23 protein-coding genes are annotated in these 21913 nt (G+C 60.1%); all 23 read right to left on the reverse strand.

What is annotated here, in order from left to right; genetic code table 11:
• Positions 1–119: 119 nt before the first annotated feature.
• Positions 120–512, reverse strand: a complete 393-nt coding sequence (locus FHW68_RS08700) for a DUF2802 domain-containing protein (RefSeq protein WP_095634487.1) — start codon at positions 510–512, stop codon at positions 120–122.
• Positions 513–998 (reverse strand): chemotaxis protein CheW, encoded by a 486-nt coding sequence (locus FHW68_RS08705; RefSeq protein ID WP_095634486.1) that lies wholly within the window; start codon positions 996–998, stop codon positions 513–515.
• A gap of 87 nt (positions 999–1085) precedes the next feature.
• Positions 1086–1961, reverse strand: coding sequence for a CheW domain-containing protein (locus FHW68_RS08710; RefSeq protein ID WP_183680000.1), 876 nt, complete (start codon positions 1959–1961; stop codon positions 1086–1088).
• 115 nt (positions 1962–2076) lie between these two features.
• Positions 2077–2865: a ParA family protein gene (locus FHW68_RS08715; RefSeq protein WP_095634484.1), complete on the reverse strand. Its 789-nt coding sequence runs from the start codon at positions 2863–2865 to the stop codon at positions 2077–2079.
• A gap of 43 nt (positions 2866–2908) precedes the next feature.
• Complete coding sequence (motD, locus tag FHW68_RS08720; RefSeq protein ID WP_183680002.1) at positions 2909–3802, reverse strand: flagellar motor protein MotD; 894 nt, start codon at positions 3800–3802, stop codon at positions 2909–2911.
• Positions 3803–3814: 12 nt separating this feature from the next.
• Positions 3815–4555, reverse strand: a complete 741-nt coding sequence (locus FHW68_RS08725) for a flagellar motor protein (protein WP_008014925.1) — start codon at positions 4553–4555, stop codon at positions 3815–3817.
• Positions 4555–5688, reverse strand: coding sequence for a chemotaxis response regulator protein-glutamate methylesterase (locus tag FHW68_RS08730; RefSeq protein ID WP_183680005.1), 1134 nt, complete (start codon positions 5686–5688; stop codon positions 4555–4557). The genes FHW68_RS08725 and FHW68_RS08730 overlap by 1 nt, the downstream gene beginning before the upstream one ends.
• A 49-nt stretch (positions 5689–5737) precedes the next feature.
• Positions 5738–7981 (reverse strand): chemotaxis protein CheA, encoded by a 2244-nt coding sequence (locus FHW68_RS08735; RefSeq protein ID WP_183680007.1) that lies wholly within the window; start codon positions 7979–7981, stop codon positions 5738–5740.
• Between the two features lie 26 nt (positions 7982–8007).
• A complete protein-coding gene (locus FHW68_RS08740) occupies positions 8008–8796 on the reverse strand; it encodes a protein phosphatase CheZ (RefSeq protein ID WP_095634480.1) in 789 nt (262 codons plus the stop codon).
• Between the two features lie 30 nt (positions 8797–8826).
• Positions 8827–9198, reverse strand: coding sequence for a chemotaxis response regulator CheY (locus tag FHW68_RS08745; protein ID WP_024012118.1), 372 nt, complete (start codon positions 9196–9198; stop codon positions 8827–8829).
• Between the two features lie 168 nt (positions 9199–9366).
• A complete protein-coding gene (gene fliA / locus FHW68_RS08750; RefSeq protein WP_007894214.1) occupies positions 9367–10107 on the reverse strand; it encodes an RNA polymerase sigma factor FliA in 741 nt (246 codons plus the stop codon).
• On the reverse strand, positions 10104–10934 hold the full coding sequence (fleN, locus tag FHW68_RS08755) for a flagellar synthesis regulator FleN (RefSeq protein WP_003222917.1): 831 nt from the start codon (positions 10932–10934) through the stop codon (positions 10104–10106). The genes fliA and fleN overlap by 4 nt, the downstream gene beginning before the upstream one ends.
• 116 nt (positions 10935–11050) lie before the next feature.
• Entirely contained in the window at positions 11051–12379 is a 1329-nt protein-coding gene (gene flhF, locus FHW68_RS08760) for a flagellar biosynthesis protein FlhF (RefSeq protein WP_095634479.1), read from the reverse strand.
• Between the two features lie 11 nt (positions 12380–12390).
• On the reverse strand, positions 12391–14520 hold the full coding sequence (gene flhA, locus FHW68_RS08765; RefSeq protein ID WP_095634478.1) for a flagellar biosynthesis protein FlhA: 2130 nt from the start codon (positions 14518–14520) through the stop codon (positions 12391–12393).
• A 223-nt stretch (positions 14521–14743) separates the two neighbouring features.
• Positions 14744–15883, reverse strand: a complete 1140-nt coding sequence (gene flhB, locus FHW68_RS08770; RefSeq protein ID WP_095634477.1) for a flagellar biosynthesis protein FlhB — start codon at positions 15881–15883, stop codon at positions 14744–14746.
• A 3-nt stretch (positions 15884–15886) separates the two neighbouring features.
• Positions 15887–16669 carry a flagellar biosynthetic protein FliR gene (gene fliR / locus FHW68_RS08775; protein ID WP_095634476.1) on the reverse strand — a complete coding sequence of 261 codons (783 nt, stop codon included), beginning with the start codon at positions 16667–16669 and terminating at the stop codon, positions 15887–15889.
• A 2-nt stretch (positions 16670–16671) separates the two neighbouring features.
• A complete protein-coding gene (gene fliQ / locus FHW68_RS08780) occupies positions 16672–16941 on the reverse strand; it encodes a flagellar biosynthesis protein FliQ (protein ID WP_063342917.1) in 270 nt (89 codons plus the stop codon).
• Complete coding sequence (gene fliP, locus FHW68_RS08785; protein WP_095634475.1) at positions 16938–17696, reverse strand: flagellar type III secretion system pore protein FliP; 759 nt, start codon at positions 17694–17696, stop codon at positions 16938–16940. Before fliP ends, fliQ begins: the two co-directional genes overlap by 4 nt.
• Positions 17696–18157, reverse strand: a complete 462-nt coding sequence (gene fliO / locus FHW68_RS08790; RefSeq protein ID WP_095634474.1) for a flagellar biosynthetic protein FliO — start codon at positions 18155–18157, stop codon at positions 17696–17698. Before fliO ends, fliP begins: the two co-directional genes overlap by 1 nt.
• The gene (gene fliN, locus FHW68_RS08795; RefSeq protein ID WP_095634473.1) at positions 18158–18616 is read right to left on the reverse strand and encodes a flagellar motor switch protein FliN; all 459 of its coding nucleotides are present in this window, start codon (positions 18614–18616) and stop codon (positions 18158–18160) included.
• A gap of 67 nt (positions 18617–18683) precedes the next feature.
• Positions 18684–19652, reverse strand: coding sequence for a flagellar motor switch protein FliM (gene fliM, locus FHW68_RS08800; RefSeq protein WP_008072629.1), 969 nt, complete (start codon positions 19650–19652; stop codon positions 18684–18686).
• Between the two features lie 9 nt (positions 19653–19661).
• Entirely contained in the window at positions 19662–20165 is a 504-nt protein-coding gene (gene fliL, locus FHW68_RS08805) for a flagellar basal body-associated protein FliL (protein WP_008072628.1), read from the reverse strand.
• 218 nt (positions 20166–20383) lie between these two features.
• A complete protein-coding gene (locus tag FHW68_RS08810; protein WP_183680009.1) occupies positions 20384–21736 on the reverse strand; it encodes a flagellar hook-length control protein FliK in 1353 nt (450 codons plus the stop codon).
• Positions 21737–21913: the final 177 nt, after the last annotated feature.

Consider the following 21913-nt stretch of genomic DNA (forward strand, 5'->3'; position numbering starts at 1 on the left):
AACAGCGGAACGCAGAGCGTCCCAAGAAACATTCCCACGCAGAGCGTGGGAACGATCTCCATCGGTGTACATCCTGTAGGAGCTGTCGAATGCAACGAGGCTGCGATCTTTTGATTTTCTCAGTTCTTGTGCAACTTGCTCATCAACTCCGCCTCAGCCTGGGTCAACCCGCAGGACTGCGTCAGCTCACTGACGCTGGCACCCATCCCCACCAGGCGTGCCGCCTGGGCGAATGAAAGGCTCGACGGATCACGCTGTTCCAGCTGCGCCAGTTTGTCCGGCAACGGGCTGACGACGGCGCGCAGTTCGTGCAGGTCTTCCCCCATGCGCACGTTGCCGTTCTGGTAGTCATCCACGCGTTTGGCCAGGTCCTTGATGCGCTGATCACGCAGCGCATCGCCCACGGCCTGTTGCGCGGCGATCTGCCGCTGAGCGCGGACGTACGCCAGGAACATCGCCAGCGTGCCTGCCCAGAACAGAAACAGGACAATGACAGCCACCTCAAGAATCAATCAGATATTCTCCAGTTCCGACCATTCTTCTTCGCTCATCATCTTGTCCAGCTCGACCAGGATCAGCAGTTCGTTGTTCTTGTTGCACACGCCTTGTATGAACTTGGCGGACTCTTCGTTACCGACGTTCGGCGCCGTCTCGATTTCCGACTGACGCAGGTAAACCACTTCAGCCACGCTGTCGACCATGATTCCGACCACTTGCTTGTCGGCTTCGATGATGACGATACGGGTGTTGTCGCTGATCTCGGCATTCATCAGGCCGAAGCGCTGACGGGTGTCGATCACGGTGACCACGTTACCGCGCAGGTTGATGATGCCCAGCACGTAGCTCGGAGCACCCGGGACCGGGGCGATTTCGGTGTAGCGCAGGACTTCCTGAACGCGCATCACGTTGATGCCGTAGGTTTCGTTGTCCAGTTTGAAGGTTACCCATTGCAGGATCGGATCTTCAGAACCTTTTGCATTCGTCGCTTGATTACTCATACCTGACCCCTCGAAAAACCGCTTCTGGCGGTGTGTGTTCTGTAGGCGGCATTCAACAATGCCGTCGCATACTTGTTATGTCGGCAGCTATGTCGGTTTGTGTAGCGGCTTGCCGCCGCCCATGTGCTTTGCCCCACCGCTGGCGATCAGCTCGGCCAGTGCCGAAACGTCGAGCAAGGCACACATGTGTTCAATGACCGTACCCGCCAGCCACGGCCGTTGACCCCGGTGACTGCGCCATTTGATTTCGTTCGGGTCCAGGCGCAATGAGCGGCTGACCTGATGCACCGCCAGCCCCCACTCGTAGCCCTGAACCGAAATAACGTATTGCAGACCCTGGCGGAAATCATCGCGATAACGATCCGGCATGACCCAACGCGCGGTATCCAAAACTTTCAGGTTGCCGGCCTGGCTCGGCAGGATCCCGAGGAACCATTCCGGCTGACCGAACAATGGCGTCAGCTCATGACCGGCTAAAGAATAAATCGAGCCCAGGCACACCAGCGGCACCGCCAGGGTCAACCCGGCGACGTCGAACAACAGGCACTCGAACGGCTCGGCAGCCCATGCCGGACGACCGTCGGTTTCCACCGGTGGCGGCGTGTTGCCGGGCGGCAGATGAACTTCAACCAACGGCGGCACCAACGCTTGCAACAAGGGTGCAATCGTCGATACGGGCATCAGGATCGGTGCCGGTGACTCAATCACGGCCACCGGAGCTTTCACCACTGGCGCAACGATGGGGGCAGCGGCCACGGCCGGTTTCTGCGCATCACGGGCCTGCTCTTCAAGCACGGCAGCCTGGAACTCATCCAGCGCGGCCTCAACCTCGATAACCTCGACAACCTCGGGCAGCGCCTCGACTTCTGGCAACAACTCTTCGGTCGCGTCTTGCAGCAAGCTGTCCAGATAAGACTGGAGGGCCAGTTGCGGACGCGAGGTGATTTTCACCGGCCGAGTCATGCGCCCACCATCGTAGGAGCTGCCGAAGGCTGCGATCTTTTGGCGGATTCGAAGGTGTCACAAAGCAAGATCAAAAGATCGCAGCCTGCGGCAGCTCCTACAGGAATTGGGTTCATCAGGCCACCGCCGGGACAAGTTGTGCGGCCAACAGGTGCTTGAGCAGTGCACGATAAGCGAGAACGCCACGGCTCTTGCCGTCGAATTGCGAAGGCGTCAGCCCTGCCCGGCTCGCGTCACGCAAGCGGGTGTCGATCGGGATATAGCCTTGCCAGATTTCTTCCGGGTACTTGTCGCGCAGCACGCGAAGGGTGCCGAGAGAGGCTTGGGTGCGACGGTCGAACAGGGTCGGGACGATGCTGAAGGGCAACGCCTGTTTGCGCGAGCGGTTGATCATCGCCAGGGTGTTGACCATGCGTTCCAGGCCTTTGACGGCCAAGTGTTCGGTCTGCACCGGAATCACCAACTGCTGGCTGGCCGCCAAGGCATTGACCATCAGCACACCGAGCAACGGCGGGCTGTCGATCAACGCGTAATCGAAGTCTTGCCACAACTGCGCCAGGCTCTTGGCGATCACCAGGCCCAGTCCACTCTGGCCCGGTGACTGACGCTCAAGGGTTGCCAGCGCGGTGCTCGATGGCAACAGGGAAATGCGTTCGTCACTGGTGGGCATCAGCAACTGGCCGGGCAAGCCTTGCGGCACGCTGCCCTTGTGCAGAAACAAGTCGTAACTGCTGTGTTCCAGGCTGTCGGGGTCGTAACCGAAGTAGCTGGTCATGGAGCCGTGAGGGTCGAGATCGACCACAACCACGCGCTTGCCCGCCTCGGCCAGCAAACCGGCTAAAGCGATGGAGGAAGTGGTTTTACCGACACCACCCTTTTGATTGGCGACTGCCCAGACTCTCATTCGGATTGTTCCTCCCGCTCGAACAGGTCGACCGAGAAATAGCTCAACGTATTAATGCGGGTGACGGAGAATTGACGGAGCTCTCTCGTCCCGGCGACTTGACCGCAGCCGGTGCAGTTTGTGTGCCAGCCCGCTTCAACGCGGCATCCGGCTGTGCATGAGCCGTTCCGGTACCGGTGAGGCTGCGGCGGACATCGAGGTTTCGGGAAACCACCAACACCACCCGACGATTGCGCGCCCGGCCTTCGGCGGTGGCATTGTTGGCCACCGGCTGGAACTCGCCGTAACCCACCGACGCCAGACGACCGGGGTTCACGCCCTGCATCGCCAGCATGCGCACGATGCTTGCCGAACGGGCCGAGGACAGCTCCCAGTTGGTCGGGTATTGCGCGGTGCGAATCGGCTGATCGTCGGTAAAGCCTTCGACGTGGATCGGGTTGTCGAACGGCCTCAGGATCGCCGCGACCTTATCGATAATGTTGAAGGCGATGTCGCTGGGCATCGCATCGCCGCTGCCGAACAACAGGCTGGAATTGAGCTCGATCTCGACCCACAACTCATTGCCGCGCACGGTCATCTGGTTGGAACTGATCAAGTCGCCAAACGCCGCGCTGATGTCATCGGCAATGCTTTTGAGCGGATCGTTGGCAGCCTGGGCGATGCCAGCGTCAATCTGTTCGCTGTCCTTGACCAGCGGCTTGGCCGGGGTCACGGTCTTCGGTCGCTCGTCACCAATCGGGATCGGCTTGAGGGCGCGATCAGAGTCGGTAAACACCCCGATCAACGCCTCGGAAATGACCTTGTACTTGCCTTCGTTGATCGAAGAAATCGAGTACATCACCACGAAGAAAGCGAACAGCAACGTAATGAAGTCGGCGTAGGAAACGAGCCAGCGTTCATGGTTTACGTGTTCTTCAGGTTGCCGACGACGAGCCATGAGGTTATTCCCTTAATCCATGAAGCCCTGAAGCTTCAACTCGATTGAACGAGGGTTCTCACCTTCGGCGATCGACAGGATCCCTTCCAGCAACATCTCGCGATAACGCGACTGCCGCAACGCGATGGACTTGAGCTTGGCGGCAACCGGCAGCAGTATCAGGTTGGCACTGGCCACGCCATAGATAGTGGCAACGAACGCGACGGCAATGCCGCTGCCCAGTTGCGACGGATCGGCCAGGTTGCCCATGACGTGGATCAGGCCCATTACCGCACCGATGATGCCGATGGTTGGCGCGTAGCCGCCCATGCTTTCAAAAACTTTGGCGGCTTCGATGTCGCGGCTTTCCTGGGTGTAGAAATCCACTTCCAGAATGCTGCGAATCGCTTCCGGCTCGGCGCCGTCCACCAGCAGTTGCAGGCCTTTGCGCGAGTAGCTGTCAGGTTCGGCATCGGCCACCCCTTCCAGACCGAGCAAACCTTCCTTGCGGGCAGTCAGGCTCCAGTTCACGACACGATCGATGCCGCCAGCCAGGTCCACGCGCGGTGGAAACAGGATCCAGGCGAGAATCTGCATGGCGCGCTTGAAGGCGCTCATCGGTGATTGCAGCAGCGCCGCACCGATGGTCCCACCCAGTACGATCAACGCTGCCGGGCCGTTGGCCAACGCGCCGAGGTGACCGCCTTCAAGGTAGTTGCCGCCAATGATGGCGACGAACGCCATGATGATTCCGATAAGGCTGAGCACATCCATCACAGACACGCCTCGACCAGGTGACGGCCGATGTCGTCCAGGCTATACACCGCGTCCGCGAGTTCGGCTTTGACGATCGCCATTGGCATCCCATAGATCACGCAGCTGGCTTCATCCTGAGCCCAGATCGCACTGCCGCCCTGCTTGAGCAGACGCGCGCCTTCGCGACCATCGGCGCCCATGCCGGTGAGTACCACCGCCAGAACTTTGTCGCCGTAGGATTTGGCCGCGGAACCGAAGGTGATGTCCACGCACGGCTTGTAGTTCAGACGCTCGTCGCCCGGCAGGATTTTCACCGCGCCGCGGCCGTCGATCATCATTTGCTTGCCACCCGGCGCCAGCAGCGCCAGGCCCGGACGCAGGATGTCGCCGTCCTCGGCTTCCTTGACGCTGATGCGGCACAGCTTGTCCAGACGCTCGGCGAAGGCCTTGGTGAAGGCGGCCGGCATGTGCTGGATCAACACGATCGGTGCCGGGAAGTTGCCCGGCAACTGTGTCAGCACCCGTTGCAAGGCAACCGGGCCACCGGTCGAAGTACCGATGGCGACCAGTTTGTAGGCTTTGCGTTTGGGTGCCGGGGACGACGGCGTCGCTGCATGGCTGCGAGGCGGAATCGGTGCCGGGGCCGGACGCGCAGGCGCACTGCTGCTGCCATGGCTGCTGATGCTCGAAGGCGCCGGCGTCGGGACTGGTGCGGCCACTGGAGCCGGGGCACTGTAGGCGCTGACACGACGGTTACTGCGCGAGATGCTGAGAATTTTCTCGCACAGCAGTTGCTTGACCTTCTCCGGGTTACGCGAGATGTCTTCGAAATTCTTCGGCAGGAAGTCCACCGCGCCGGCGTCCAGCGCATCGAGGGTGACCCGCGCGCCTTCATGAGTCAGCGAGGAGAACATCAACACCGGGGTCGGGCAGCGTTGCATGATGTGCCGCACGGCCGTGATGCCATCCATCATCGGCATCTCGTAGTCCATGGTGATCACGTCTGGCTTGAGCGCCAGCGCCTGATCGATCGCCTCTTTGCCGTTGGTCGCCGTACCGATGACCTGGATATTGGAATCCGCTGAAAGAATTTCCGAGACGCGGCGGCGGAAAAACCCCGAATCGTCCACCACCAGGACTTTGACTGCCATAAACACTCCGTTAGACGGGGCGAGGCTCCGTCGCCCCGCTCCCGCAGAATCAAATACGCCGTGCGGCGTAACGCTTGAGCATGCTCGGCACATCGAGAATCAGTGCAATGCGGCCGTCACCGGTAATGGTGGCGCCTGACATGCCCGGTGTTCCCTGGAGCATTTTGCCCAATGGCTTGATGACCACTTCTTCCTGACCCACCAGCTGATCGACGACAAAGCCGATCCGCTGGGTGCCCACCGAAAGGATCACCACATGGCCTTCGCGCTGCTCTTCGTGAGCCGCGGAGCTGACCAGCCAGCGCTTGAGGTAGAACAATGGCAGCGCCTTGTCCCGCACGATCACCACTTCCTGGCCGTCCACCACGTTGGTGCGCGACAGGTCGAGGTGGAAGATCTCATTGACGTTCACCAGCGGGAACGCGAACGCCTGGTTGCCGAGCATGACCATCAGCGTCGGCATGATCGCCAGGGTCAGCGGGACCTTGATGACGATCTTCGAGCCTTTGCCCTTGGTCGAGTAGATATTGATGGTGCCGTTGAGCTGGGCGATCTTGGTTTTCACCACGTCCATGCCCACGCCGCGCCCGGAGACGTCGGAAATCTCGGTCTTGGTCGAGAAGCCCGGCGCAAAGATCAGGTTGAAGCAATCCGACTCGCTGAGACGGTCCGCCGCATCCTTGTCCATCAGGCCTTTCTTCACGGCGATACCGCGCAGGACATCGGCGTCCATGCCCTTGCCGTCATCGGAGATGGACAGCAGGATGTGGTCGCCTTCCTGTTCCGCGGACAGGATCACCTTGCCGCTGCGGGGCTTGCCCATCGCTTCGCGCTCAGCCGGCTCTTCGATACCGTGGTCGACCGAGTTGCGCACCAAGTGGACCAGCGGGTCGGCCAGGGCCTCGACGAGGTTCTTGTCGAGGTCGGTTTCTTCGCCCACCAGTTCCAGGTTGATCTCTTTCTTGAGCTGGCGAGCCAGGTCGCGAACCAGACGCGGGAAGCGCCCGAAAACTTTCTTGATCGGCTGCATCCGGGTCTTCATGACCGCGGTTTGCAGGTCGGCCGTGACCACATCGAGGTTCGACACGGCCTTGGACATGGCTTCGTCGCCGCTGTTGAGGCCCAGGCGGACCAGGCGGTTACGCACCAGTACCAACTCGCCGACCATGTTCATGATCTCGTCGAGACGCGCGGTATCGACCCGCACGGTGGTCTCGGCTTCGCTGGCCGGTTTTTCCGGTGGCGGCGCGGCCGGGGCACGAGCAGGTGCCGGTGCGGCAGCGGCGGCCGGTTTCGGCGCTTCGGCTTTTGGCTCGGGCGATTTGGCCACAGGTGTCACAACCGGTGTGAGCGCCTTGGCGACAGGAGCAGAAACCACTGCGCCAGTGCCCACCTCGGTGAACTTGCCCTTGCCATGCAATTCGTCGAGCAGCGATTCGAACTCGTGATCGGAGATCAGATCGTCGCCGGCCGCTTTAGCGGTTGGCGCAGCCGGGGCCGGGGCCGCAGCAATCGCCGACTCCAATGCATCGACCGCAAAGTTGCCTTTGCCGTGCAACTGGTCGAGCAGTGCTTCGAACTCGTCGTCGGTGATGTCGGAGCTGTCGCCTGCGGCTTTCGGGGCAGATGGTGCTGCGGGCGCCGGGACCACGGCATCGACGGCGAACTGGCCTTTGCCGTGCAATTGATCGAGCAACGACTCGAACTCGGCATCGGTGATTTCGTCACTGGGCGCCGCATCGCTGGTCGGCACTGGCGCAGCCGCCGGAGCCTCGGCTTGAGCCTTGACGGCATTCAGTGAGTCCAGCAGTTGTTCGAATTCGTTATCGGTAATGTCGCCTGAGTCGCTTTCGGCGGCAGGCTCTTCCATCATTTGCGCGACAGGTGCCGCTTCATCGGCGGTTTGCGGCTCGGCCAGACGGGCCAACGCTGCAAGCAACTCAGGCGTGGCAGCCGTAATCGGGCTGCGTTCGCGAACTTCGCTGAACATGCCGTTCACCGCGTCCAGTGCCTCGAGAACCACGTCCATCAGTTCCGAGTCAACGCGTCGCTCTCCCTTGCGCAGGATGTCGAACACGTTCTCGGCGATGTGACAGCACTCCACCAACTCGTTGAGCTGGAGGAAGCCGGCGCCCCCTTTTACAGTGTGAAAACCGCGAAAAATTGCATTGAGCAAATCCGCATCATCCGGTCGGCTTTCAAGCTCGACCAGCTGTTCGGACAGTTGCTCTAGAATCTCGCCGGCCTCAACCAGGAAATCCTGAAGGATCTCTTCATCGGCGCCGAAGCTCATTAAGGGGGTGCTCCTAAAGGTCTAACCTAAAATCCAAGACTGGATAGCAAATCGTCCACATCGTCCTGACCGGACACAACGTCTTCTCTTTTATCGGCATGAATCTGCGGACCTTCACCCTGAGAGAGATGTTTTTGCGGATCTTTTTCAGCCAGCATCGCTTCACGGTCATGTTCGATACCCGCAAAGCGATCGACCTGACTGGCCATTAGCACGAGCTTGAGCAGGTTGCTTTCCACTTCGGTGACCAACTGGGTCACGCGCTTGATCACCTGGCCGGTGAGGTCCTGGTAATCCTGGGCCAGCAGAATGTCGTTGAGATTGCTCGACACGACGCGATTGTCTTCACTGCTGCGTGCCAGGAAACCCTCGACCCGCCGGGCCAGTTCACGGAACTCTTCAGCCCCGACTTCGCGACGCATGAACCGTCCCCAATCCGCGCTCAGCGCCTGGGCTTCATCGCTCAGGCTGTTGATCAGCGGCGTGGCGTTTTCCACCAGGTCCATGGTGCGGTTGGCTGCGGCCTCGGTCAGCTTGACCACATAACCCAGGCGCTCGGTGGCATCCGTGATCTGAGACACTTCCTCGGCTTGCGGCATGTGCGGGTCAATCTGGAAATTGACGATCGCGCTATGCAGCTCGCGGGTGAGCTTGCCCACTTCCTGGTACAGGCCGCGGTCACGGGTCTGGTTGAGCTCATGGATCAGTTGCACAGCGTCGCCGAACCTGCCTTTTTCAAGGCTCTCGACCAGTTCGACCGCGTGTTTTTTCAGAGTCGATTCAAAATCGCCCTGCGAAGATTCGTTATGCCCCATAGCTCCCCCGTGACGGACTGGCTTTGCACATCAACCGATGCGTTCGAAGATCTTTTCAATCTTGTCTTTCAACGCCTGAGCCGTGAATGGCTTGACCACATAACCGTTCACACCCGCCTGAGCGGCTTCGATGATTTGCTCGCGCTTGGCTTCGGCCGTGACCATCAACACCGGCAGGTGTTTGAGCTTTTCATCGGCACGCACATGGCGCAGCAGATCAATACCGGTCATGCCGGGCATGTTCCAGTCCGTTACCAGAAAGTCGATGCTCCCGCTGTTGAGGACCGGAATGGCGGTGGTGCCATCGTCAGCCTCGACCGTGTTGGTGAACCCAAGGTCACGCAACAGGTTTTTTATGATTCGCCGCATCGTTGAGAAGTCATCAACGATGAGGATTTTCATATTCTTGTCCAATTCGACCTCCAAGCAGTCTTAAAACGCGCGCAGCACCTGAACGCGCCGTTCAATCAATTCGGCGTAACACTCAACAGTTGCATGGATTACAACGGGCCGTGGCAGATGCAGCAAAATGCCGTACCCACCTCGTTCGCAGTGTCCCCACACTGCCTGTCAGCGCGCTCGCCACTCCCCCAAACGCCCCCGCAAACGGGCCGCGCACTGGCTGTGTAACTGGCTGACCCGCGATTCGCTGACCCCCAGGACCTCACCGATTTCCTTGAGGTTCAACTCTTCGTCGTAGTACAGCGCCAACACCAGTCGCTCACGCTCCGGCAAATTGGCAATCGCGTCCGCCAGCGCTGCCTGGAAGCGTTCATCTTCCAGATCGCGTGACGGCTCGAGATGAGCACTGGCGCCATCCTCGTGCAGCCCTTCGTGTTCGCCGTCCTGCAACAGATCGTCGAAACTGAATAACCGGCTGCCCAGGGTGTCGTTCAAAATCCCGTAGTAATCGTCGAGACTCAATTGGAGTTCGGCCGCAACTTCGTGATCTTTAGCGTCACGGCCGGTTTTAGCTTCAATCGAGCGAATGGCGTCGCTGACCATGCGGGTATTACGGTGAACCGAACGTGGCGCCCAGTCCCCCTTGCGCACTTCATCGAGCATCGCGCCACGGATTCGAATGCCCGCGTACGTCTCGAAGCTCGCGCCTTTGCTGGCGTCGTATTTGGTTGATACTTCAAGCAGGCCGATCATCCCGGCCTGGATCAGGTCTTCGACCTGGACACTGGCCGGCAGACGCGCCAGCAAGTGGTAGGCAATGCGTTTGACCAGTGGCGCGTAACGCTCGATCAGCTCGTACTGCGCGTCACGCGCCGACTTCTTGTAGAGGTTGTAGCCACTGGCTGTCATAGGACGGGTCCTGCGGTCTGTTGCACGAGGCGCTCGACGAAAAACTCCAGGTGCCCGCGTGGGTTGGCCGGCAGTGGCCAGGTGTCGACCTTTTGCGCAATGGCCTTGAACGCCAGGGCACATTTGGAGCGCGGGAAGGCTTCGTAGACAGCACGCTGCTTCTGCACGGCCTTGCGCACGCTTTCGTCGTAAGGCACGGCACCGACGTATTGTAAGGCGACGTCGAGGAAACGATCCGTGACCTTGGTCAACTTGGCGAACAGGTTGCGACCTTCCTGCGGGCTCTGCGCCATGTTGGCCAGGACGCGGAAACGATTCATGCCGTAGTCGCGATTCAGCAATTTGATCAGCGCGTAGGCGTCGGTAATTGACGTCGGCTCATCGCACACCACCAGCAGCACTTCCTGAGCGGCGCGAACGAAACTGACCACCGAGTCACCGATACCCGCAGCAGTGTCGATCACCAATACGTCAAGGTTGTCGCCAATGTCGCTGAACGCCTGGATCAGGCCGGCATGCTGGGCCGGGCTCAGATGAACCATGCTCTGGGTTCCGGACGCCGCCGGCACGATGCGAATACCGCCGGGCCCTTGCAACAGGACGTCGCGCAGCTCACAGCGGCCTTCAATCACGTCGGCCAACGTGCGTTTGGGTGTCAGTCCCAGCAGGACGTCGACGTTCGCCAGCCCCAGATCGGCGTCCAGCAGCATGACGCGCCGGCCGAGCTCCGCTAGAGCCAGGGACAAGTTCACTGACACGTTAGTCTTGCCGACGCCACCTTTGCCGCCGGTCACCGCGATCACCTGTACGGGATGCATGCTGCCCATGTTATTTCTTTACCTTGTCTTACTTAGACGGAGGCCACATTACTGGCTGCGCGTTCACCAACTGAACAATGCATGGCAGACCATCGATGTAGGTACAAAAACTGTTCATTAGCACCTCAGCCAACCTGCTTGGTCGGGCTGTGGTAAATATCAGCGAACATGTCAGCCATGGCTTCTTCGCTGGGTTCTTCCTGCATTTGCACGCTAACGGCGCGACTGACCAGCTGATGACGACGCGGCAGATGCAAATCATCCGGGATCCGCGGGCCATCGGTGAGGTAAGCCACCGGCAGTTCATGACTGATGGCCAGGCTCAACACCTCGCCCAAGCTTGCCGTTTCATCCAGTTTAGTCAGGATGCAGCCGGCGAGGCCGCAACGTTTGTAACTGTGATAAGCGGCGGTTAGAACCTGTTTCTGGCTGGTGGTTGCCAAGACCAGATAATTTTTTGATTTGATGCCCCGTCCGGCCAGACTTTCGAGCTGCATGCGCAGTGCCGGGTCGCTGGCCTGAAGGCCGGCGGTATCGATCAGCACCACGCGTTTGCGCAGCAAAGGCTCCAGCGCCTGCACCAGCGATTGGCCCGGGTCGACGTGGGTCACCGACACATTGAGGATGCGGCCCAGGGTCTTGAGCTGTTCCTGAGCGCCGATGCGATAGCTGTCCATGCTCACCAGCGCGATGTTTTGCGCGCCGTACTTGAGCACATAACGCGCTGCGAGCTTGGCCAGTGTGGTGGTCTTGCCCATGCCGGCCGGGCCAACCATGGCAATCACACCCCCCTCCTCCAACGGCTCGACTTCCGGCGTGGCGATCATCCGCGCCAGGTGCGCGAGCAACATGCGCCAGGCCTGCCGAGGCTCTTCGATATCGGTGATCAGTGCCAGCAGATCGCGCGACAACGGGCCGGACAGACCGATGCGTTGCAGGCGACGCCAGAGATTGGCCTGGGCCGGACGGCTGCCTTGCAGCTGATTCCAGGCCAGCGAGCCGAGTTGCACTTCCATCAGCTCACGCAAGCTGTTGAGCTCGAAACGCATCGAATCGAAGGCTCGCGGATCAACTGCGCCGGAGGCTGGCGCGGGGGCGGGTGCAGCACGACGAGGTTCAGCGTAAGTCGGTTCGATCAGCGGCTCGGCGGCGGTCAGCGGCAGGCCGGCGAACAATTGGCGATTGGTGCTGTTGTCGCTCTCGCCATCGCTACGCAGGCTCAGTTCGGCCTGGGCGGTCACGATCCGCGACTGGGTCTTGCGCAGCTCATCCTCCAGTTCCATGTTCGGAACACGCGGGGCCAGCGCCGACAATTTGTAATCCAGGGCAGCCGTCAGCTCGACACCGCCGGCGATCCGGCGATTGCCAATGATGGCGGCATCAGCGCCCAGCTCATCACGAACCAGCTTCATGGCCTGACGCATATCGGCGGCGAAAAAACGCTTAACTTGCATAAACCACTACCTCAGCCGTTGGGCCCTACTGTCGCAACGATGGTCACTTGCTTGTTGTCAGGAATTTCCTGGTAAGCCAACACATGCAAACCCGGTACTGCCAGCCGACCGAATCGCGAGAGCATCGCGCGAACCGGACCGGCCACCAGCAGAATCACCGGTTGACCTTGCATCTCTTGACGCTGCGCCGCTTCGATCAACGAACGTTGCAGCTTCTCTGCCATGCTTGGCTCCAGCAGAACGCCCTCTTCCGAGCCTTGTCCTGCTTTCTGAAGACTATTGAGCAATATTTGTTCCAACCTTGGCTCCAAGGTGATCACAGGCAGCTGCGACTCAGTGCCTACAATGCTTTGCACGATTGCACGGGATACGCCGACGCGCACCGCGGCCACCAAAGCGGCAGTATCTTGACTCTTGGCGGCGTTGTTCGCGATGGCTTCGGCGATGCTGCGAATGTCCCGTACCGGCACCTGTTCGGCCAGCAATGCCTGCAAGACCTTGAGCAACTGCGACAGCGAAACCACCCCCGGCACCAGTTCTTCGGCCAGTTTCGGCGAGCTTTTGGCCAGCAATTGCATGAGTTGCTGGACTTCTTCGTGGCCAATCAGCTCGCTGGAGTGCTTGTACAAAATCTGGTTCAAATGGGTTGCCACTACCGTACTGGCATCGACCACGGTGTAACCGAGCGATTGCGCCTGGGCCCGTTGGCTGATTTCGATCCAGACCGCCTCCAGGCCAAAAGCCGGATCTTTGGCGGTAATGCCATTGAGCGTGCCGTAGACCTGACCCGGGTTGATCGCCAGTTCGCGGTCCGGGTAAATCTCGGCCTCGGCCAGGATCACGCCCATCAGGGTCAGGCGGTAGGCGCTTGGCGCCAGATCGAGGTTGTCACGGATATGCACAGTGGGCATCAGGAAACCCAGGTCCTGGGAGAGCTTTTTACGCACACCCTTGATCCGCGCCAGCAACTGACCACCCTGGTTGCGATCCACCAACGGAATCAGGCGGTAACCGACTTCCAGGCCAATCATGTCGATCGGGGTCACGTCATCCCAGCCAAGCTCCTTGGTTTCCTGGGCGCGGGACGGCGATGGCAGCAGCTCCTGCTGACGCTTGACCTCTTGCAGGGCCTGAAGCTTGACTGTGTTCTGCTTCTTCCAGAACAGGTAAGCGCCGCCGGCTGCCAAGGCGGCCATGCTGAGAAAGGAGAAGTGCGGCATGCCCGGCACCAGGCCCATCACCGCCATCAAGCCAGCGGCCACTGCCAAGGCTTTCGGCGAGGCGAACATCTGACGATTGATCTGCTTGCCCATGTCTTCCGAGCCGGAAGCACGGGTCACCATGATCGCAGCGGCAGTCGACAACAACAGTGATGGCAATTGCGCCACCAAACCGTCACCGATGGTCAACAAGGCATACACCCGACCGGCATCGCCAAAGGTCATGCCGTGCTGGAAGATACCGACCGCCATGCCGCCGATCAGGTTGATGAACAGAATCAGCAGGCCGGCGATGGCGTCACCGCGCACGAACTTGCTGGCACCGTCCATGGAACCGTAGAACTCGGCTTCCTGGGCCACTTCCATCCGGCGCAATTTCGCCTGGTTCTGGTCGATCAGGCCGGCGTTCAAGTCGGCGTCGATCGCCATCTGTTTACCCGGCATTGCGTCGAGGGTGAAACGCGCGCTCACCTCGGAAATCCGCCCGGCACCCTTGGTCACTACGACGAAGTTGATGATCATCAAAATCGCGAAGACCACGATACCGACCACGTAGTTACCGCCGATCACCACCTCACCGAAGGCCTGAATCACCTTACCGGCGGCGGCATGGCCATCCTGACCGTGGAGCATTACCACTCGCGTCGAGGCCACGTTCAACGCCAGTCGCAGCAACGTCGCCACCAGCAGAATGGTCGGGAACACGGCAAAATCCAGCGGCCGCAAGGCGTACACGCAGACCAGCAACACGACGATGGACAAGGCAATGTTGAAGGTGAAAAACACGTCCAGCAGGAACGGCGGCACTGGCAACATCATCATGGCCAGCATGACCAGCAGCAACAGCGGCACGCCCAGATTGCCCCGACTGAGGTCGGCAACGTTTGTGCGTGCAGTGTTGATTAACTGAGAGCGATCCACCGGTTTTCCCCGTTCCTTTAAAGCAAATCTTTGACGCCTGAAGCAGGCGCAGAGCGGCTATTGCAAGAAGCCTTCCAACTTTTGCCGGGGTTTGGAATAGAGGTGTTTTCAAGTGCGGAAGATCAAAAGATCGCAGCCTCGTTGCACTCGACAGCTCCTACAGGGCGCAAGCAGGGGCTGCGTAGGAGCTGTCGAGTGCAACGAGGCTGCGATCTTTCCGCGTTTAGGAATCGCGGCGCAAATCCGCTGGAATCGGCAAATCATCCTGGAGCGGGTCCGGACGCTTGCCCTTGCCCGCGCGGTACTGGCGAATCTGGTAGACGTAGGCCAATACCTGAGCGACCGCCAGATACAACCCACCGGGGATTTCCTGCTCCAGCTCCGTGGAGTAGTAGATCGAACGCGCCAGTGCCGGCGACTCAAGCAGCAGCACATTGTTGGCCACGGCGATTTCGCGGATTTTCAAGGCCAGGAAATCACTCCCCTTGGCCAACAGCACCGGCGCATTGCCTTTGTCCGGGTCGTACTTGAGGGCTACGGCGTAGTGAGTCGGGTTGGTGATGACCACGTCGGCCTCGGGAATGGCCGCCATCATCCGCCGCTGCGACATCTCGCGCTGCAACTGGCGAATGCGCTGCTTGACCTCCGGTTTACCTTCCTGATCCTTGTGCTCGTCGCGCACTTCCTGCTTGGTCATCAGCAGTTTCTTGTGGCTTTCCCACAGCTGCACTGGCACGTCGACCGCCGCGATGATGATCAGCCCGCAAGCCATCCACAAGGTGCTCCAGCCGACCACTTGCAGGCTGTGAATGATTGCCAGATCCAATGGTTCGTGGGCGATGCGCAGCAGATCGTCGATGTCCGCCGACAAGACCGCCAACGCCACGAACAACACGATGAAAAACTTTGCCAGGGCCTTGAGCAACTCCACCAATGCCTTGGCCGAGAACATCCGTTTCAGGCCCGCCCCCGGATTCATGCGACTGAACTTGGGTGCCATGGAACCAGCCGCAAATAGCCAGCCACCCAGGGAGATCGGACCGATCAGCGCCGCCAGCAGCATGATGATCATCACCGGCTGAATCGCAATCAGGGCAATCTGCCCCGAATGCAGCAGATAAGTGCCCATGGAGCGCTGATCCAGAATCACTTCCCGCGAGAGCGAGAAGTTCATGCGCATCAGCTCCATCATGTCCTGTGCCAGTGCGCCGCCAAAAACCAGCAATCCACCGGCGCCAGCGAGCATGACCGCCAAGGTGTTGAGTTCCTTGGAGCGCGCAATCTCGCCCTTCTCACGGGAGTCCTTTTTGCGTTTCTCCGTGGGGTCTTCTGTTTTGTCCTGACCGCTTTCGCTCTCAGCCATGACTCAGCGCGTCCGTGCCAGTTCGCGTAGCAACTGCAAAGCCTCGGCGGCCAGCGGCTGATACTGATTGAGAATGTCCGCCAGGCCGACCCAGACAATGAACAGCCCGAGCACCAGGGTCAGCGGGAAGCCGATCGAGAAGATATTCAGCTGCGGTGCCGCACGGGTCATCACGCCAAACGCAATGTTGACCACCAGCAACGCGGTGATCGCAGGCAGCACCAGCAACAGCGCCGCACCGAGCACCCAGCCGAGTTTGCCGGCCAGTTCCCAGAAATGATGGACCATCAAGCCGCCGCCGACCGGCAGCGTAGTGAAGCTTTCGGTGAGCACTTCGAACACCACCAGATGGCCATTCATCGACAGGAACAGCAGGGTCACCAGCATGGTGAAGAACTGCCCGATCACCGCCACCGACACACCATTCGCAGGGTCGACCATCGAGGCGAAGCCCATGCCCATCTGGATCGCGACAATTTGTCCGGCAACCACGAAAGCCTGGAAGAACAGCTGCAACGAGAAACCCAACACCGCGCCAATAATGATCTGCTCGGCAATCAACAGCAGTGCACTCAGGTCCAGGGCATTGACCGGCGGCATCGGCGGCAGGCCGGGCGCGATCACCAAGGTGATCGCCAGGGCGAAATACAGACGCACGCGAATGGGCACCAGCGTCGTGCCGAAAATCGGCATGACCATCAGCAGCGAACCGATGCGAAACAAGGGCAACATGAACGTTGCCACCCAAGTGCTGATTTGGGTGTCGGTCAACTGCAGCAGCGACATGGCTAACCGATGACCTGAGGAATGCTGTGATACAGCTGCAGGATGTATTCCATGAAAGTCTGCACCAGCCACGGGCCGGCAACGATCAGCGTCACCAGCATCACCAGCAGGCGCGGCAGGAAGCTGAGGGTCTGTTCGTTGATCTGGGTGGCGGCCTGGAACATTGCCACCAGCAAACCCACCAGCAAGCTGGGAATCACCAGCACAGCAACCATCAGGGTGGTCAGCCACAGCGCTTCGCGAAAGATGTCTACGGCCACTTCCGGCGTCATGGTGAAACGCCGCCGAAGCTGCTGGCCAAGGTACCGATGATCAACGCCCAGCCATCCACCAGCACGAACAACATGATTTTGAACGGCAGGGAAATGATCAGTGGCGAAAGCATCATCATCCCCATCGCCATCAACACGCTAGCCACCACAAGATCGATGATCAGGAACGGGATGAAGATCATGAAGCCGATCTGGAACGCGGTTTTCAGCTCCGAAGTCACGAATGCCGGCACCAGAATCGTCAGCGGCGCCTGGTCAGGCGAAGCGATGTCGGTGCGTTTGGAAAGACGCATGAACAGCTCCAGATCGCTGCTGCGAGTCTGGGCCAGCATGAAGTCCTTGATCGGCACCTGGGCCTTGGTCACGGCGTCCTGTGCGGTAAGTTTTTCCGCCAGATACGGCTGTAAGGCATCCTGATTCACTCGATCGAATACCGGCGCCATGATGAACATGGTCAGAAACAGCGCCATGCCGGTGAGGATCTGGTTCGACGGTGTCTGTTGCAAGCCCAGGGCCTGACGCAGGATCGAGAACACGATGATGATCCGGGTGAAACTGGTCATCAGCATGACGAACGCCGGAATGAAACTCAGCGCCGTCATGATCAGCAGGATTTGCAGGCTGACCGAATATTCCTGAGCGCCTTCGGCGTTAGTGCCCAGGGTGATTGCCGGGATCGACAACGGCTCGGCGGCGAACGCCAGCGGCGCGGCCAGCAGCAGGGCCAGCGTCAACACGATGCGTAACGCACCCATTACTTCTTATCCTTCTGATCCTTGCCGAGCATCCTCAGCAGATGCTGGGCAAATTCCGGCGTGGCTTTCTCGGCATTGTCCGGCACCTGCACCGGCTCCTTGAGCACATGCAATGCGGTGATGCTGCCGGGGCTCAGGCCGAGCAGAATCTGTTCGGTGCCGACCTGCACCAGCATCAAACGGTCACGGGGACCCAGCGCGCGCGAACCGATCAGCTCGATCACCTGCCCCTTGCCGGCCGGCCCGGCCTGCTGGACCCGGCGCAGCAACCAGGCGAGGAAGAAAATCACCCCCAGCACCAGCACCAAGCCGAATACCAATTGCGTCAACTGCCCAGCCACACCGCTGCTGACGGCCGGCGTGGCGGCGGCTGTTGCAGCTGTCGTGACCGGCTCGGCCGCCAACGCGCTGAATGGCAAGGCCAGCACTAACCCCAGTACAAAACCCGGAACCTTTTTCACTCAGCGCAGCTTCTTGATGCGTTCGCTTGGGCTGATCACGTCGGTCAGGCGGATGCCGAACTTTTCGTTGACCACCACCACTTCACCGTGAGCGATGAGCGTGCCGTTGACCAGCACGTCCAGCGGCTCGCCGGCCAGGCGATCGAGCTCGATCACCGACCCCTGGTTGAGTTGCAGCAGGTTGCGGATGTTGATATCGGTGCTGCCCACTTCCATGGAAATCGACACCGGAATATCGAGGATCACGTCCAGGTTCGGACCATCCAGAGTCACCGGATCGTTGTTCCTCGGCACGCTGCCGAACTCTTCCATTGGCAAGCGGTTGGACGACGAACCGCTGGCATCGGCAGCCAGCAAGGCATCGATATCGTCCTGCCCGGCGTCACCGGTTTCTTCCAGGGCCGCAGCCCACTCATCAGCCAGTGCCTGGTCGTCCTGGGCGTTCATATCGTCGTTCATCATTTGTCCTCGGCGGGCACCTGCTCACTCAAGAGCAGTCAATTAAAGGGGGAAACAAGAGCGCCGGTCAGCGGCGCTCGATCGGCTCGATCACTTGCAACGCGAGGTTGCCTTTGTGCGAGCCCATCTTGACCTTGAAGGCCGGCACGCCGTTGGCGCGCATGATCATTTCTTCCGGCATTTCGACCGGAATAATGTCCCCGGGCTGCATATGCAGGATGTCGCGAAGGCGCAGCTGACGGCGGGCCACGGTGGCGCCGATCGGCACATCAACGTCCAGCACATCCTGGCGCAAGGCATTGATCCAGCGTTCGTCCTGATCGTCGAGGTCCGACTGGAAGCCGGCGTCGAGCATTTCGCGCACCGGCTCGATCATCGAGTACGGCATGGTCACGTGCAGGTCACCGCCACCACCATCGAGTTCGATGTGGAACGTCGACACCACAACCGCTTCGCTCGGGCCGACGATGTTGGCCATGGCCGGGTTCACTTCCGAGTTGATGTACTCGAAGTTCACTTCCATGATCGCCTGCCAGGCTTCCTTCAAATCGACGAAGGCCTGCTCCAGCACCATGCGCACCACACGCAGCTCGGTGGGGGTGAATTCACGCCCTTCGATCTTCGCGTGACGGCCATCGCCGCCGAAGAAGTTGTCCACCAGCTTGAACACCAGTTTGGCGTCGAGGATGAACAGCGCGGTGCCGCGCAAGGGTTTGATCTTGACCAGGTTGAGACTGGTCGGTACGTACAGCGAGTGCACGTATTCGCCGAACTTCATCACCTGCACGCCACCGACGGCAACGTCCGCCGAGCGGCGCAGCATGTTGAACATGCTGATGCGGGTGTAGCGGGCGAAACGCTCGTTGATCATTTCCAGGGTCGGCATGCGTCCACGGACGATGCGATCCTGGCTGGTCAGGTCGTAGCTTTTGACGCTGCCGGGTTCGGCAGCGTTATCGGTCTGTACCAGACCATCGTCGACACCATGCAACAGCGCATCGATCTCATCCTGGGACAGCAGGTCCTGCACGGCCATGTCGTGTTCCTACTGCAGTACGAAATTAGTGAAAAGCAACTGTTCGATCACCACTTTGCCAAGCTCTTTCTGCGCCACTTCCTGGACGCTGGCCGTGGCCTTCTGACGCAACATTTCCTGGCCGACCGGCGTCGCCAGCGTGGCGAAATCCTGACCGGAAAACAGCATCACCAGGTTATTGCGAATTACCGGCATGTGGACTTTGAGCGCTTCCAGATCAGCCTGATTGCGGCCCTGCAGGGTAATGCTCACCTGCATGTAGCGCTGACGGCCGTTCTGGTTGTAGTTAGCCACGAAGGCCGGCGCCATGGGTTCGAAGATCGCTGGCTGCTTGCCAATCACCGCCGTTTCAGCCGCGGGGGCAGGTTTGCTCTGGGCGCTGTGCATGAAGAACCAGGTCGCCCCCACGGACAAGCCGATCGCCAGCAACAAGGCCACGACGATCACAATGATCAGCTTGATTTTGCCTTTGGTTGCGGGGTCTTTCACGGGTGCTGCGTCGCTCTTAGCCATGCCAATAATCCGTCACTATTCGGGTTTTCACAGTCGCACGGCAAGGCCAGAGCAAGTGTTATGCCAGAAGTGTCGGGAGGGAGTTGAGGCGCAGGCTTAGATCCAAGGAACCGTGGGAGCGAGGCTTGCCCGCGAAGAACGATAACGCGGTTTATCGGTTAAACCGCGTTATCGTTCTTCGCGGGCAAGCCTCGCTCCTACAGGGGTATTGCGTTTGATCAGGCGTAATAATCGACGGCGCTGGAGCCAATCACGCTGGTGGTGTTGGCGGCCACCTCGGCGACAGTCGCGGGAAGCTCTTCATCGGCAGACTCGAGGCGACCGCCATTGGCGTTGGTACGCCCACCCTGCCCTTGTTGAGCCTGCTCCTGACCCTGCCCCTGCCAGCCACGGGACTGATCGGAAACGTTGACGTCGACCTGGCCCATGCCCTGTTGCGCGAACATGTCACGCAGGCGATGCATTTGCCCGTCGAGCGCTTCGCGAACGCTCGGATGGGCACTCATGAAGGTCACTTGGGTCTGCTGATCCGGCACCATGTTCACCCGAATATCCAGGCGTCCCAGCTCGGCCGGTTGCAACTGAATGTCGGCCGCCTTGAGATTGGCGCTGGACAGGTACATGACCCGGTTGACCACCTCTTCGGTCCAGCCGCTTTGATGCATGGCGATGGGCTGGTTCACCGGTAATGCATTGGCAGTCTTGGGCGTTGCCGCCTGTGTCAGTGCCGCCAGACGGTTGGCGAAATCATCGACGCGGGTGTCGCTGCTGGCGGACTTGAGATCCTTGAGGCCGTCATCGATCAAGCCGCTGAAAGCCTTCTCGCCGCCCTGGCTGGTGCTGTCCTGATCGGCTTGCACATCGAGCATGTTCGACATCCCCGTGGCAAAGTTCTGCGCCGACGTTGGCTCGCCATCGATTTGAGCCGGGGTCGGTGCCGCTTTGGGCTGGGCCTGGCTGGCGGGTGAAACGTGCCCGCCCTGCTCCATGGCCATGCGCACGGCTGGCAGGGCATCGAGAGGATCGGCTTCGGGATCGAAATCCGGATCGAGGGTTGCAACAGTCTGCGCCGCTGCCGCGGTAACCACGGCGGCAGGTGCTTCAACGGGTTGCACAGTGGCCACGACTGCCGGGGTTTGCGGTACAGCGGCTGGCATCACTGGCTGGATCAATGCAGGGTCGAGGGCCGGATCGACAGGCGCGGAATCAGCCACCGGCGTCGACGCCTCGGCCGATTCCGACGCATCATCGCTGACCGTCGTGTGGTCAGCCTGCGCCGGTTTATCGGCGGGCAAGGATTTGCCGCTATCGGCAACCGTCGGTTCCGGGGCGGCAGACTTGTCGTTACTCGCGTCCTTTTTGTCGACGTTGTCCGAGACTTTGTCGCGTGCCGGTTTAGCCGAGCTGTCCGCCATCGCGCCGGGTTTAGTCTGCGCCTGATTGGCATAGACCTGAGCGAAGCTGGAGGCCTTGTCCCCGGGCTCAGCGGTCAGCGCCGGGGCATTGGCGGACGCGGCTTGGGCCTTGGCCGTCGTAGCGGCCTGAAGAAGAATGTTTGGGGTAACGGGCATAAAACGGTCTCCGCTGCACTGGGATCGTAGGTACAGTTGAGCAAGTTCACTGCAAGGGTCGAGCCAGTTTGATTCACTGGTCGGTAAAAGCGCCGGACGGCTATGGGGTAATGCGATCTGTAGCGCTGGCGAAGCCTGCGTTCGGCTGCGCAGCAGTCGTAAAATGAAGTTGCGATA

The sequence above is a fragment of the Pseudomonas sp. Tn43 genome (genome assembly GCF_014192635.1).
Classification (GTDB): domain Bacteria; phylum Pseudomonadota; class Gammaproteobacteria; order Pseudomonadales; family Pseudomonadaceae; genus Aquipseudomonas.